The following is a 14,079-nucleotide window of genomic DNA, read 5'->3' as shown; positions in this document are numbered from 1 at the left end:
CGGGGCGCTGCCCCTGACCCCGCTCCACAATCACCGAAGAGGCTCTACTTACCGAGCTCGGCCCGCAGCTTCGGCACGATCTCGTCCACCGCCACGGCCTCCTGCTCGCCGGACTCCATGTCCTTGAGCTGGACGACGCCCTCGGCGAGGTCACGCTCGCCCGCGACGACGGTGAAGCGCGCTCCGGAGCGGTTGGCGTTCTTCATCGCGCCCTTGAGGCCCTTCCCGCCGTACGAGAAGTCCGCCGCGACGCCCGCCTTGCGCAGCTCCGTCACCTTGGCGAACAGGACGCGGCGCGCCTCGTCGCCGAGCGGCACCGCGAAGACGCTGGTGGACGCGGGCAGTTCGAGCTCGACGCCCTCCGCCTCCAGGGCCAGCACCGTGCGGTCCACGCCGAGCGCCCAGCCGACCGAGGGCAGCGAAGGGCCGCCGATCATCTCGGAGAGGCCGTCGTAGCGCCCGCCGCCGCCGACAGCGGACTGCGAGCCGAGGCCGTCGTGGACGAACTCGAAGGTGGTGCGGGTGTAGTAGTCCAGGCCGCGGACCAGCTTCTCGTCGTCCTCGAAGACGACGCCCGCCGCCGTGACCAGCTCGCGGACCTGCTCGTGGTACGCCTTGCAGGCGTCGCACAGGTAGTCACGCAACGAGGGCGCGCCGACCAGCTGCTGCTGGACGTCGGCCCGCTTGTCGTCGAGGACCCGGAGCGGATTGATGTCGATACGTCGACGTGTCTCCTCGTCCAGGTCGAGCCCGCGCAGGAAGTCCTGGAGCGCGGCGCGGTAGACGGGGCGGCACTCCTTGTCGCCGAGCGAGTTGAGCAGGATGCGGAAGTTCCGCAGGCCGAGCGTGCGGTACGCCTGGTCGGCCAGGATGATCAGCTCGGCGTCGAGCGCCGGGTCCTCGGCACCGATCGCCTCGGCGCCCACCTGGGAGAAGTGCCTGTACCGGCCCTTCTGGGGGCGCTCGTAGCGGTAGTAGGAGCCGGAGTACCAGAGCTTGACCGGGAGGTTGCCCGCCTTGTGCAGGTTGCCCTCCAGGGCCGCGCGCAGTACGGAGGCGGTGCCTTCGGGGCGCAGCGCGAGCTCGTCGCCGCCCTTGGTCGTGAAGGCGTACATCTCCTTGGTCACGATGTCGGTGGACTCACCGACGCCGCGCGCGAAGAGCTCGACGCTCTCGAAACCGGGCGTCTCGACGTACCCGTAGCCCGAGTTGCGCAGCGGGGCCGCGATCGCCTCGCGCACCGCGAGGTACTTGGCGGAGTCCGGCGGCAGCAGGTCGTAGGTGCCCTTGGGGGCCTTGAAGGTGCTCACGGTTTTTCTCTCGTCACATTCCTCGTCGCGGGCCGGACGCGGGGTCCGTGCCCAGGCCGGTGGCCACCTGCCGCAGATACGGGTTGGTGGCGCGCTCCTGGCCGATGGATGTCTGGGGACCGTGTCCCGACAGGACCACGGTCGAGTCGTCGAGCGGCAGGCACACGCGGCCCAGCGACTCGAGGATCTCGGTGTGGCTGCCGCCGGGCAGGTCGGTGCGGCCGATGGAGCCGGCGAAGAGCAGGTCGCCCGAGAAGAAGACCGAGGGGATCTCCTGCGTCTCGGGCATCCGGAACGTCACCGACCCCTTCGTATGCCCCGGTGCGTGCGCGACGGAGAAGTCGAGGCCCGCCAGCTTCAGGTCCGCGCCGTCCGTGAGCTCCCGCATGTCATCGGGCTCCCCCACCGTCAGCTCGCCCATCAGCGGCATCCCGATGGAGCGGCCGAGCGCCTTCTCGGGGTCGCTCAGCATGTACCGGTCGGAGGGGTGGATCCACGCGGGGACGTCGTGCGCTCCGCACACCGGGACGACCGAGGCGACATGGTCGATGTGGCCGTGGGTGAGGATGACCGCGACGGGCTTGAGCCGATGCTTCTTGAGCGCGTCCTCGACTCCCTGGGCGGCCTGGTGGCCCGGGTCGATGATCACGCACTCCTCGCCTGCGGCGGGGGCGACCAGATAGCAGTTGGTGCCCCAGGCCCCGGCGGGGAACCCGGCAATGAGCACGATCGTCCTTCGTTCGTCGTCCGGCGGGAGGCACCGCGGTCCCCGGCGGGAGAACGCGGCAGATCAGAGCCTACCGGCGCTGCCGATTCCACAGGTAACCCATATACGGTACGGGGCACTACGCAGCGCATGGGCAGACATGCGCGGGAGAAGGGGAGAAGAGCCGGTGGTCAGCCAGGAACAGCGCCGCAAGCAGCTCGCCCGGGAGAAGTTCCTCCGCCAGCAGCAGCGCCGTGAGGCCGCGCGGCGCAGGGCGCGGATGCGCAACGCGGTGCTCGCGGGAGCACTCGCGGTGGTCGTGGCGGGCGGCGCCGTGTCGTACGCGGCGGGCGCCTTCGACGGCGACTCCTCCAAGGACGACGCGAACGCGCAGCCCAGCAGCTCGCCGAAGGACCCGTGCGCGAAGGCGGCACCGGGGTCGGTGAAGCCGCTGAGCTTCAAGAAGGAGCCCGCGCTCGCCATCGACAAGTCCGCCGACTACACGATGAACCTGAAGACGACGTGCGGCGACATCGGCCTCGACCTGGAGGCCGCGAAGGCCCCGCACACCGTCAACTCGTTCAACTTCCTGGTGAACAAGGGCTACCTCGACCACACCAAGTGCCACCGGCTCACCACCGGCGGCATCTTCGTCCTGCAGTGCGGCGACCCCAAGGGCACCGGTGAGGGCAACCCCGGCTACTCGATCCCGGACGAGAACCTGAAGGACGAGCGCCTCAAGGACAAGGTGTATCCGGCGGGCACGGTCGCCATGGCGAACCAGTACAACGCCTCGAAGAAGACGGGCCGCGACACCGGCGGAAGCCAGTTCTTCCTCGTCTACCAGGACAGTCAGCTGCCGCCCGACTACACACCGTTCGGGACCATTTCCGAATCCGGTATGAAGGTACTCAAGAAGATCGCGGCCGCCGGCGAGAGCAGCGGGCAGGGCGACGGCGCACCGAACGCGACGGTCGTCATCGACAAGGCCACCGTGACGAAATCCTGAGCGTCGCCAGGCAAACTTCGGTCGTGCGGGATGCGGACAGCCGCCCCGCCGGTCGCCTATGTTGGCGGTGACGAAACTGTGGACGATGCCGGGGGCCCCGAGGCCCTGCGCAGGCATCATGTGGAGGAGGCGCTGTGAGCAGCGACCCGTGGGGCCGCGTCGACGAGACGGGGACCGTGTACGTGCGTGCGGCCGACGGCAGTGAGCGAGTGGTCGGTTCGTGGCAGGCAGGATCTCCTGACGAGGCCCTCGCCTATTTCGAGCGCAAGTACGACGGTCTGGTCGTCGAGATCGGACTTCTCGAGCGCCGGGTGAAAACGACCGACCTGTCGGCCAAGGACGCCACGACCGCCATCGACCACCTGCGCCAGCAGGTGGACGAGGCGCACGCGGTCGGCGATCTGGCGGCCCTGGGCAAGCGCCTCGACAAGCTCGTCGAGAGCGTCGAGGCGCGCCGCGAGGAGCGCAAGGTCCAGAAGGCCAAGCAGTCCGACGAGGCGCGGCACGCCAAGGAAGCCCTGGTCGTGGAGGCCGAGGAGCTGGCCCAGAGCGAGCAGTGGCGCTCGGCCGGCGAGCGGCTGCGCGCGCTGGTCGACACCTGGAAGGGCCTGCCCCGGCTCGACCGGAAGTCGGACGACGAGCTGTGGCACCGCTTCTCGCACGCCCGCTCGGCGTTCTCCAAGCGGCGCAAGGCGCACTTCGCGTCGCTCGACGCGCAGCGCGAGGACGCCCGCAAGGCCAAGGAGAAGCTGGTCGGCGAGGCCGAGGCGCTCTCGGGTTCGACGGACTGGGGGCCGACGGCCGCCCGCTACCGCGAGCTGATGGCCGACTGGAAGGCCGCGGGCCGCGCCCAGCGCGAGCACGAGGACGACCTGTGGAACCGCTTCCGCGGCGCCCAGGACGTGTTCTTCGCGGCGCGCAGCTCGGTCTTCGCCGAGCGCGACGCCGAGCAGGGCGAGAACCTCAAGCTCAAGGAGGAGCTGGCGGACGAGGCCGAGAAGCTCGTCCCGGTCACGGACCTGAAGACGGCCCGTGCCGCGTTCCGCTCCATCAACGAGCGCTGGGAGGCCATCGGCCACGTGCCGCGTGACGCGCGGCCCAAGGTCGAGGGCCGGATGCACGCGGTCGAGCGGGCGCTCCAGGAGTCCGAGGAAGCCGAGTGGCGCCGCACGAACCCGGAGGCCCGCGCGCGTGCCGCCGGTCTCACCGGTCAGCTGCAGGCCGCCGTGGACAAGCTCCAGGGCCAGATCGAGGCCGCCCGCACCGCGGGCAACACCTCGAAGGCCGACAAGCTCCAGCGGGAGCTCGACGGGCGCCAGGCGCTGCTCGACCAGGCGCTGAAGGGTCTGCACGAGTTCGGCGGCTGAGTTTTCCTTTCACTACGTAGAGGGGCTCCCGCACCACGTGGTGCGGGAGCCCCTCTACGTAGTGGCCCGGTCTACGGCCTGCGCGCCGACGTCACCCGGTACACGTCGTAGACGCCCTCGACGCCCCTGACGGCCTTGAGGACGTGCCCCAGGTGCTTGGGGTCGCCCATCTCGAAGGTGAAGCGGGAGGTGGCGACCCGGTCGCGCGAGGTCTGCACGGCCGCCGACAGGATGTTCACGTGCTGGTCCGAGAGGATGCGCGTGACGTCCGACAGGAGGCGGGAACGGTCCAGGGCCTCGACCTGGATGGCGACCAGGAAGACCGAGGACTGGGTGGGGGCCCACTCGACCTCCAGGATCCGCTCGGGCTCGCGCGAGAGCGAGTCGACGTTCACGCAGTCGCTGCGGTGAACCGATACGCCGCTGCCGCGCGTGACGAAGCCGATGATGGGGTCACCGGGCACGGGCGTGCAGCACCGCGCCAGCTTGACCCACACGTCGTCGACGCCCTTGACGACGACACCGGGGTCGGCGTTGGCGCGGCGCTTGCTGCGGCCGCGCGCGGGCGGCGCGCTCTCGGCGATGTCCTCGTTGGCCGCCTCCTCGCCGCCGAGCGCCTGGACGAGCTTCTGCACGACGGACTGGGCGGTGACGTGGCCCTCGCCGATCGCCGCGTACAGCGAGGAGATGTCCGGGTAGCGCATCTCGTGCGCGAGGGTCACCAGCGAGTCGCCCGTCAGGATCCGCTGGATCGGCAGGTTCTGCTTGCGCATGGCGCGCGCGATGGCGTCCTTGCCCTGCTCGATCGCCTCGTCGCGGCGCTCCTTGGAGAACCACGCGCGGATTTTGTTGCGCGCCCGCGGCGACTTGACGAAGCCGAGCCAGTCGCGCGAGGGACCCGCGCCCGCGGCCTTGGAGGTGAAGACCTCCACCAGGTCGCCGTTGTCCAGGGTCGATTCGAGCGGCACGAGCCGTCCGTTGACCCGCGCTCCTATGGTGCGGTGGCCGACCTCGGTGTGCACGGCGTACGAGAAGTCGACGGGCGTCGCGCCCGCCGGGAGCGCTATGACGTCGCCCTTCGGCGTGAAGACGAAGACCTCGTTGCGCGACAGGTCGAAGCGGAGCGATTCGAGGAACTCGCTGGGGTCCTCGGTCTCCTTCTGCCAGTCGAGGAGCTGGCGCAGCCACGCCATGTCGTTGAGGTGGTCGTCCTTGCCGCCGGCCTTCTTCGGCACGTCGGTGCGGACCTTGGAGGCACCGGCGACGGCCTCCTGCTTGTACTTCCAGTGCGCCGCGATGCCGTACTCGGCCCTGCGGTGCATGTCGAAGGTACGAATCTGCAGCTCGACCGGCTTGCCGTTGGGGCCGATCACCGTGGTGTGCAGCGACTGGTACATGTTGAACTTGGGCATCGCGATGTAGTCCTTGAACCGGCCGGGGACCGGATTCCATCGCGCGTGCACGGTGCCGAGTGCGGCGTAGCAGTCGCGGACCGTGTCGACGAGGACGCGGATGCCCACCAGGTCGTAGATCTCCGCGAAGTCGCGGCCGCGGACGATCATCTTCTGGTAGACGCTGTAGTAGTGCTTCGGGCGCCCGGTGACGGTGGCCTTGATGCGGGCGGCGCGCAGGTCGGCCTGGACCTCGTCGGTCACTATGGCCAGGTACTCGTCGCGCTTGGGGGCGCGCTCGGCGACCAGACGCACGATCTCGTCGTACATCTTGGGGTAGAGGATCGCGAAGGCGAGGTCCTCCAGCTCCCACTTGATCGTGTTCATGCCCAGGCGGTGCGCCAGCGGAGCGTAGATCTCCAGCGTCTCGCGGGCCTTCTTCTCCTGCTTCTCGCGCTTGAGGTACCGCATCGTGCGCATGTTGTGCAGGCGGTCGGCGAGCTTGATGACCAGGACGCGGGGGTCCTTGGCCATCGCGACGACCATCTTGCGCACGGTCTCTGCCTGCGCGGCCTCGCCGAACTTGACCTTGTCCAGCTTGGTGACGCCGTCGACGAGCAGGGCGACCTGGTCGCCGAAGTCGCGCTTGAGGGTGTCCAGGCCGTACTCGGTGTCCTCGACCGTGTCGTGCAGCAGACCGGCCATCAGCGTGGCCGGGTCCATGCCGAGCTCGGCGAGGATCGTGGTGACCGCGAGCGGGTGCGTGATGTACGGGTCGCCGCTCTTGCGCTTCTGTCCGCGGTGCCAGCGCTCGGCGACCTGGTAGGCCCGCTCGATCTGGCGCAGCGTGGACGTCTCGATCTTGGCGTCGTTGCTGCGCACGATCCGCAGCAGGGGCTCCAGGACCGGGTTGTACGGGTTGGAGCGCTGGACGCCGAGGCGCGCGAGCCGGGCGCGGACGCGGTTGGAGGAGCCGGAGCGCGCGGGCTGGCCCGTGGCGGGGCGGATCGCGGGTGCCGTCGGATGGTGGTCGGCGGGCGGCTTCGGACGGGGCTGCTCGGCCGGTTTGTCGCCCCGAGAGACCTCTCCCTTGGCGCGCTGCGCGGACGTGCCGCCCTGCGTGCCTTCTGCCTTGTTCGCGGGCGCGGCGGAGCCCGCCGAGGCCTGCTGAGCCTGCTGGGCGGCCTTGGCGGCGGTGAGTGGCTGGGACTCGTCTGGCAAGAGCGCTCCCTGTGCGCGATCGGGGTCCCTCGGTCAGGCCCCGAAGAGCCCATGGTATCGATCCTGGGCCTCCGGCTCGCCTTCGGCCGGTGAGACTGCTCTGTACTGGAGAAACACGAGAGGCTGCCCCCGGATTCCCCCGACCCCGACACTCTGGCCCCTCGGCCGTCCCCCGTCCACCGCGTCCCGCCCGTCGGACGGCCGGTGGCGCCACGGCCGGATCCGACCGTGGCGGGATCCGGCCGGTCGGCGCCCGGCGGGGAGAGTGCCGTGCCGGACACGGCGACGGGCGCCCCGGCCGAAGCCGGAACGCCCGCCGTCATCGTGCAGCTGCGAGCCGTCTCAGACGGTGATCAGCGCCTCAAGGGGCGCCCCGTCGAGGGCGCGCTCCAGCTTCTGCCGGCCGTCGAGGAAGCCGAGCTCCATGAGGACCGCGACACCGGCCACCTCGGCGCCCGCCCGACGGATCAGGTCGAGCGAGGCCCCCGCGGTGCCGCCGGTGGCGAGGACGTCGTCGATGACCATGACGCGGTCGCCCGCGGTCAGGTCCTCGGCGTGCACCTCGATCTCGGCGCTGCCGTACTCCAGGTCGTAGCGCTGCTTGAGCGTCGCTCCGGGGAGCTTGCCCGCCTTGCGTACGGGGATGAAGCCGAGCCCCGCGCGGAGCGCGACGGGGGCGCCGAGGATGAAGCCCCGGGCCTCCAGGCCGACGATCTTCGTGGCGCCGTGCCGGACGCTGAAGTCGGCCAGCGTGTCCGTCAGCGCCGCGAAGGCCTCCGGGTCCGCGAGGAGCGGGGTGATGTCCTTGAACACCACGCCCGGCTTCGGGTAGTTCGGGACGTCACGGATGCGGCTGAGCAGCAGCTCCGTGACGCCTGCGAGCTCGGTCATCGGCGCTTCCCCGAGGGACGGCCCCGGCCGCGGTTGCGCGACGCGGGCTGCGTGCGCGGGCCGACGACCGCGTGAGCCGTGTCCTCGGGACCGTCCCCGTCGTCCTCGACGTCCTCAGGTCCTTCGGGGGCCCGCTCCGCCGCCTCCGCGGACTCGCCCTTCGCCGCGGCCGCCGCGCGCTTGGCGAGCACCCGCTTCTTGAGGGCCTTCATCTGCGGCTCGCGCTCCTTGAAGTCGGCGACGAGCGGCGTGGCGATGAAGATCGAGGAGTACGCACCGGCCGCGAGGCCGACGAACAGCGACAGCGAGATGTCGTTGAGCATGCCCGCGCCCAGGACACCGCCACCGATGAAGAGCAGGCCCGCCACCGGGAGCAGCGCGACGACCGTGGTGTTGATCGAACGCACCAGGGTGCCGTTGATGCTGCGGTTGGCGAGCTCGCTGTAGGTGTACCTGGTCTGCTTGGTGATGTCCTTCGACTGCTCCTTCAAGCTGTCGAAGACCACCACCGTGTCGTAGAGCGAGTAACCGAGAATGGTCAGCAGACCGATCACCGTGCCCGGGGTGACCTCGAAGCCGACCAGCGCGTACACACCCACGGTGATGGTGATGTCGTGGATCAGCGCGATCAGTGCCGCGAGCGCCATGCGCCACTCGAAGGCGATGGCCAGGTAGATCACCACGAGGACCATGAAGATCGCCAGGCCCTGCCAGGCCTTCATGGCGATCTGCTCGCCCCAGCTGGGTCCGACGAGGTCGGCGTCGATGTCCGCGGCCTTGACGTTCAGGTCCTCGGCGAGCGCCTTCTTGATCTGGTCGGACTTCTTGATGTCGACGCCCGCGATCTGGATGCGGAGCTTGTCGTCACCCAGCTTCTGGACGATCGCGTCGTGACCGGACGCCTTCTCCGCGGACTCCTCGGCCTTGGCGACCGAGGCACTGGTCTTCGGCGTGTTGAAGACCGCGCCGCCCTCGAACTCGATGCCCATGTTCAGGCCGCGCACCGCGAGGCCGACGATCGCCGTGATGGTGATCAGGATCGAGACGGCGTACCAGATCTTGCGCTTGGCGACGAAGTCGTAGCCGACCTCACCGCGGTAGAGCCTGGCGCCGAGATTGCCGAGCTTCGACATCTCACGCCTCCTTCGGGTCGACGGGGGCGGCGGGGGCGCGGCGGGTCCGGCGCAGCGGGGGCTTGGCGCCGAGCCGCTTCGGGTCGAGTCCGGACCACTTGTGGCCGTTCGCGAAGAACTTCTTGCGGGCCATGAGCGTCATCAGCGGCTTGGTGAAGAAGAACACCACGACGACGTCGAGGAGCGTGGTCAGGCCGAGCGTGAACGCGAAGCCCTGCACCTTGCCGACCGTGACCACGAAGAGCACGGCGGCGGCGAGGAACGAGACGAAGTCGGAGACCAGGATGGTGCGCCGGGCGCGCGGCCAGCCCCTCTCGACGGCGGGGCGCAGCGTGCGTCCCTCGCGGACCTCGTCCCGTACGCGTTCGAAGAACACGATGAACGAGTCCGCCGTGATGCCGATGGCGACGATCGCACCACAGACCGCCGGCAGGTTCAGCGCGAACTTAATGGTCGGGCCGAGCAGCGTCATGATCGTGTACGTCAGCGCCGCGGAGACCAGGAGGCTCGCGATGGCGATGAGCGACAGGCCGCGGTAGTAGGCCACCAGGTAGATGATGACCAGCGCGAGGCCGATGGCGCCCGCGATGAGGCCCGCCTTGAGCTGCTCGCCGCCGAGGGCCGGGCTGACCGTGGTGACGCTCTGCTCGTGGAAGGTGAGCGGCAGGGCGCCGTACGACAGCACGTTGGCCAGGTCCTTGGCGGACTGCTGCGTGAAGCTGCCGGAGATCTCGGCGTTGGCGCTCAGGGTCGTGTTGACGCTGGGGGCCGAGACGACGTCGCCGTCGAGGACGATGGCGAACTGGTTCTGCGGGGGCTGCTGCTGCGAGAGCTTGCTGGTGACCTTCGCGAACTTCTTCGAGCCGTCCTTGGTGAACGTCATGTTGACGACCCAGGCGCCTCCGGCGTTCTGGTTGATCGTCGCCTGTGCCTTGCTGACGTCCTTGCCGTCGACCTCGGCGGGACCGAGGACGAACTTGTCCCAGGACTTGCCGTCGGGGCTCTTGCCACAGGCCACGGTCGGCTCGGAGGGCTTCACACCAAGGCCCGCGGCGACGCGGGCCTTCTTGTCGGTGCAGTCGAGCTTGGTGAACTTCTCCTGCAACTTGGCGGTGGCCGGGTCGGCGGACGGGGTGGGGTCCTTCTTGCCGTCCTTGGCCTTGTCCGATCCGGACGGCGTCGGGTCGGCCTTCAGGGCGTCGCTGACGGCACGGCCCTGGGAGGTCGGGGTGGCGGTCGGAGAGGTCGCCTTGTCGGTGGCGTCGTCCTTCTCGGCCTTCTCGTCCTTCTTGCCCTTGTCCTTGTCAGCGCCGGTCGAGGGGCTGTCGGACGGCTGGGGCGTCTGCTCACCAGGGGCCTGCGTGATCACCGGGCGGAAGTAGAGCCGAGCGGTCGTACCGACCTGCTCGCGCGCCTGCTTCTCGTTCGTCCCCTTGGGGATGTTGACGATGATGTTCTTGTCGCCCTGGGTCTGAACCTCGGCCTCGGAGACGCCCAGACCGTTGACGCGGTTGTTGATGATGTCAACCGCGGTGTTCATGTTGGTCTGGTTGATCGCGTTCTTCTGGCCCGGCTCGTTCTTCGCCTCGAGCGTGATGCTCGTACCACCGGCGAGGTCGATGCCGAGGCGCGGCGTGGTGTGCCCGGAAAGGAACATTCCCCCCGTGAGCGCCACGAGGGCGATCAGGATGAAGACCAGTGAGCGGCCCGGCTTCCCCTGGGCGCCCTGCCTTCGGCCCTTCTTCGGTGCTGCCACCTTCTCGTTCTCCCTGTCCAACCGCCCGACATCCGGTCTGCCCCCTTACCGTGCGAGGAGGTCCCGGGCGAGCGGCCATGAAGTGGTGTGGAGACCCGGCGTGAAGTACCACGTGATCCGGGGACCGCGGCACGCGAGCGGCGCGCACCGCGGTCCCCGGTCGTGACTACTTCGCGTCGGACTCGCCGTCGGTCTTCTTCGGCTTTGCTTCGTCGGCCTCGGCGGCCGCGTCCTTCTTGCCGAGGTCGATGGGCGAGTCGTCGGAAGCGTCGGCGGGCTCGTCGGTCTCGGTCAGGGAGGAGGCGTCGTCGGGAACGACGGGGGATTCCTCGTCCAGGTCGTCCTCGGTGCCGTGCACGATGCGGTTGTACTCGTCGTCGTCGAGGACGGCGCCGATCGAGTTCTTCGCGTACACCGCGTGGACACCGGGGGCCACCTCGAGGAGGACGGCTTCGTCGTGGACCTCCTTGACGGTGGCGTACATGCCCCCGATCGTGCGGATGCCGGTGCCGGGCTGCATCTCGTTACGCATCTGCGCGGCGGCCTGCTGCTTCTTCTTGGCAGACCGGGTCATCAGGAACATGGCCCCGATGAGCACGATGAACGGGAGGAGGGTCACGATATTCACGGGACGGAGTTTCCTTCGCACGACCGCGCAGGTAAGCGGCCATTGGGATGGGGGTGGGCACGCCGCCCGCAAAGGCGGCATCGGCGGAGTCTAAGCGAGTCCGCACCTAACGAACAACGCTCAGCATGGCACCGCAGTTCCTGCGGGGGCGAGTCTCCGCGCCGTTCTCCCGCACGCGCGGCGCTCTCCCACCGATATCACGCCCCGAAGAGGTCCTGTTGTCCCTTTCCGCCCGTCTGACGCGGCGGAACGAGGCCGAGATGCGCCCATGCCGCCGGGGTGGCGACGCGGCCCCGGGGGGTGCGGGCCAGCAGGCCCTCGCGCACCAGGAAGGGTTCCGCCACCTCCTCGACCGTCTCGCGCTCCTCCCCCACCGCGACCGCGAGCGTCGACAGGCCCACGGGGCCGCCGCCGAAGAGCTTCAGCAGGGCTTCCAGGACGGCCCGGTCCAGGCGGTCGAGGCCGCGCTCGTCCACTTCGTAGACCGCGAGGGCCGCGCCCGCGATGGCGCGGTCGATCTCGCCGTCGGCCTTGACCTGGGCGTAGTCCCGCACGCGGCGCAGCAGGCGGTTGGCGATGCGCGGCGTGCCGCGCGAGCGCCCGGCGATCTCGGCGGCGCCCGCCGGGTCGATCTCCACGTCGAGCAGCGCGGCGGAGCGGTGGACGACGCGCTCCAGCTCGGCCGGCTCGTAGAACTCCATGTGCGCGGTGAAGCCGAAGCGGTCGCGCAGCGGCGGGGGCAGCAGGCCCGCGCGCGTGGTGGCGCCGACCAGGGTGAAGGGCGGCAGTTCGAGCGGGATGGCGGTGGCGCCGGGGCCCTTGCCGACGATCACGTCGACGCGGAAGTCCTCCATCGCCATGTAGAGCATCTCCTCGGCGGGCCGCGACATCCGGTGGATCTCGTCGAGGAAGAGGACCTCACCCTCCTGGAGGGAGGAGAGGATCGCGGCGAGGTCGCCCGCGTGCTGGATGGCCGGGCCGCTGGTGATGCGGATCGGGGCGCCCATCTCGGCTGCGATGATCATCGAGAGGGTCGTCTTGCCGAGGCCGGGGGCGCCGGAGAGCAGCACGTGGTCGGCGGTGGCGCCGCGCGCGCGGGCCGCGCGCAGCACCAGGTCGAGCTGCTCACGGACCTTCTCCTGGCCGATGAACTCGCCCAGGTCCTTGGGGCGGAGCGCGGCCTCGACGGCCTGGTCCTCGCCGTCGGCGGACGCACCGACGAGACGCTCGGCCGCCCCGGCAGCGTCGTCGGTCGTGTCGTCCCAGTTCATGCGGTGTGCCTCGCGATGCGGTTCAGGGGGTGGCAGACGGTGCGGAGGAGCGGGGGCTAGCGGGTGCGGTTCAGGGTCTGGAGTGCGGCCTTCAGGAGCTGGCCGACCTGCGGTGACTCCATGGCCTCGGCCTGCGGGGTGACGGCGGCGACTGCCTCGTCGGCCTCGCGCGTGGCGTACCCGAGGCCGATCAGCGCGGCGTGCAGCTGGTCGTGCCAGCCCGCGGTGACGGCCCTGCCGATCGCGGGCCCGCCGGTGCCGAGCGGCTCGCCCAGGCGGTCCTTGTACTCCAGGAGGAGCTTCTGGGCGCCCTTCTTGCCGATGCCGGGGACGGCCGTGAGGGCCTTCTCGTCGCCGGTGGCGACGGCGCGGCGCAGGGCGTCCGGGCTGTGCACGGCGAGCATGGCCTGCGCCAGGCGCGGCCCGACGCCGCTCGCGGTCTGGAGCAGCTCGAAGGTCTGGCGCTCGTCGTCGTCCGCGAACCCGTACAGCGTCAGGGAGTCCTCGCGGACGACGAGGGAGGTGGCCAGCTTGGTCTGCTGGCCGACGCGGAGGGTGGACAGCGTGTTCGGCGTGCACTGGACGGCCATGCCGATGCCGCCGACCTCGACCACCGCGGCATCGGGGGCGAGGGCGGCTACGGGGCCGCTGACGAAGGCGATCATGCGGTACGGCCTTTCTGTGCTGAGGAGGCTGAGGAGGTCCTGGCGGCGGCCGTGGCGGGCTTGGCGGCGGCGGTCTCCGCCGCGTGCCGGGCCACGGCCTGCTGGAGTCGGTTCTGGGCGACCGCCTGCTGGAGGCGGTGCTGCGCGGGGGCGCGCCAGATGTGGCAGATGGCAAGGGCGAGCGCGTCCGCCGCGTCGGCGGGCTTGGGGGGTGCGTCGAGCCGCAGGAGGCGGGTGACCATCGCCCCGACCTGCGCCTTGTCGGCCCGGCCGCTGCCGGTGACGGCGGCCTTGACCTCGCTGGGGGTGTGCAGGGCGACGGGGATGCCGCGCCGCGAGGCGCAGAGCATGGCGACGGCGCTCGCCTGGGCGGTGCCCATGACCGTACGCACGTTGTGCTGGCTGAACACGCGCTCCACGGCGAGGACTTCGGGGTCGTACTCGTCGAGCCACTGCTCGATGCCCTGCTCGATGGCGACCAGGCGGTGGCCCAACTCGGCGTCCGCGGGGGTGCGGACGACACCGACGCCGCGCATGGTCAGCGGGCGCCCCGCGACTCCGTCGACGACCCCGACACCGCACCGGGTCAGCCCCGGGTCGACCCCCAACACGCGCACGTAGCCCCTCCAATCGCCTGTCCGTGCAGGTTATCGGGTCCCTCTGACAACGCGACGGGCCGACGGGGGTGTGTCCCGTCGGCCCGATCGCGCCCCAGAGGGGCGCGGGGAACT

12 protein-coding genes are annotated in these 14,079 nt (G+C 70.2%); 2 read left to right on the top strand and 10 right to left on the bottom strand.

The annotated features are described in order from the left end of the window. Window positions 1-44 precede the first annotated feature (44 nt). Together hisS and ACIO9J_RS32350 are read right to left on the bottom strand one after the other, a co-directional pair. A complete protein-coding gene (gene hisS / locus ACIO9J_RS32355) occupies window positions 45-1,310 on the bottom strand; it encodes a histidine--tRNA ligase (protein ID WP_402007424.1) in 1,266 nt (421 codons plus the stop codon). 13 nt (window positions 1,311-1,323) lie between these two features. Then, window positions 1,324-2,037 (bottom strand): MBL fold metallo-hydrolase, encoded by a 714-nt coding sequence (locus ACIO9J_RS32350; RefSeq protein ID WP_402007422.1) that lies wholly within the window; start codon window positions 2,035-2,037, stop codon window positions 1,324-1,326. Window positions 2,038-2,203: 166 nt separating this feature from the next. On the opposite strand from ACIO9J_RS32350, the gene ACIO9J_RS32345 reads away from it, so the two are divergent. Further along, window positions 2,204-3,025 (top strand): peptidylprolyl isomerase, encoded by an 822-nt coding sequence (locus tag ACIO9J_RS32345; protein WP_402007420.1) that lies wholly within the window; start codon window positions 2,204-2,206, stop codon window positions 3,023-3,025. 134 nt (window positions 3,026-3,159) lie between these two features. Beyond that, entirely contained in the window at window positions 3,160-4,392 is a 1,233-nt protein-coding gene (locus tag ACIO9J_RS32340) for a DUF349 domain-containing protein (RefSeq protein WP_402007418.1), read from the top strand. A 71-nt stretch (window positions 4,393-4,463) separates the two neighbouring features. On the opposite strand, the gene ACIO9J_RS32335 is transcribed toward ACIO9J_RS32340, so the two are convergent. From ACIO9J_RS32335 to ruvC, 8 genes are all read right to left on the bottom strand, one after another. Beyond that, window positions 4,464-7,004 (bottom strand): RelA/SpoT family protein, encoded by a 2,541-nt coding sequence (locus tag ACIO9J_RS32335; RefSeq protein ID WP_402007416.1) that lies wholly within the window; start codon window positions 7,002-7,004, stop codon window positions 4,464-4,466. 342 nt (window positions 7,005-7,346) lie between these two features. Next, window positions 7,347-7,895, bottom strand: coding sequence for an adenine phosphoribosyltransferase (locus tag ACIO9J_RS32330; protein WP_402007414.1), 549 nt, complete (start codon window positions 7,893-7,895; stop codon window positions 7,347-7,349). Beyond that, on the bottom strand, window positions 7,892-9,028 hold the full coding sequence (gene secF / locus ACIO9J_RS32325) for a protein translocase subunit SecF (protein ID WP_402007412.1): 1,137 nt from the start codon (window positions 9,026-9,028) through the stop codon (window positions 7,892-7,894). The genes ACIO9J_RS32330 and secF overlap by 4 nt, the downstream gene beginning before the upstream one ends. 1 nt (window position 9,029) lies before the next feature. Continuing rightward, complete coding sequence (secD, locus tag ACIO9J_RS32320; protein WP_402007410.1) at window positions 9,030-10,784, bottom strand: protein translocase subunit SecD; 1,755 nt, start codon at window positions 10,782-10,784, stop codon at window positions 9,030-9,032. A gap of 166 nt (window positions 10,785-10,950) precedes the next feature. Beyond that, window positions 10,951-11,412, bottom strand: coding sequence for a preprotein translocase subunit YajC (yajC, locus tag ACIO9J_RS32315; protein ID WP_402007408.1), 462 nt, complete (start codon window positions 11,410-11,412; stop codon window positions 10,951-10,953). A 197-nt stretch (window positions 11,413-11,609) separates the two neighbouring features. After that, on the bottom strand, window positions 11,610-12,683 hold the full coding sequence (ruvB, locus tag ACIO9J_RS32310) for a Holliday junction branch migration DNA helicase RuvB (protein WP_402007406.1): 1,074 nt from the start codon (window positions 12,681-12,683) through the stop codon (window positions 11,610-11,612). A 56-nt stretch (window positions 12,684-12,739) separates the two neighbouring features. After that, complete coding sequence (ruvA, locus tag ACIO9J_RS32305; protein ID WP_402007404.1) at window positions 12,740-13,348, bottom strand: Holliday junction branch migration protein RuvA; 609 nt, start codon at window positions 13,346-13,348, stop codon at window positions 12,740-12,742. Then, on the bottom strand, window positions 13,345-13,965 hold the full coding sequence (ruvC, locus tag ACIO9J_RS32300) for a crossover junction endodeoxyribonuclease RuvC (protein ID WP_402007402.1): 621 nt from the start codon (window positions 13,963-13,965) through the stop codon (window positions 13,345-13,347). The genes ruvA and ruvC overlap by 4 nt, the downstream gene beginning before the upstream one ends. Between the last annotated feature and the right edge of the window lie 114 nt (window positions 13,966-14,079).

This window comes from Streptomyces sp. NPDC087300 (assembly GCF_044744425.1).
Classification (GTDB): domain Bacteria; phylum Actinomycetota; class Actinomycetes; order Streptomycetales; family Streptomycetaceae; genus Streptomyces.
Note: the sequence above shows the minus strand (reverse complement) of the source record. Positions and strands in the feature narration are given on the sequence as shown.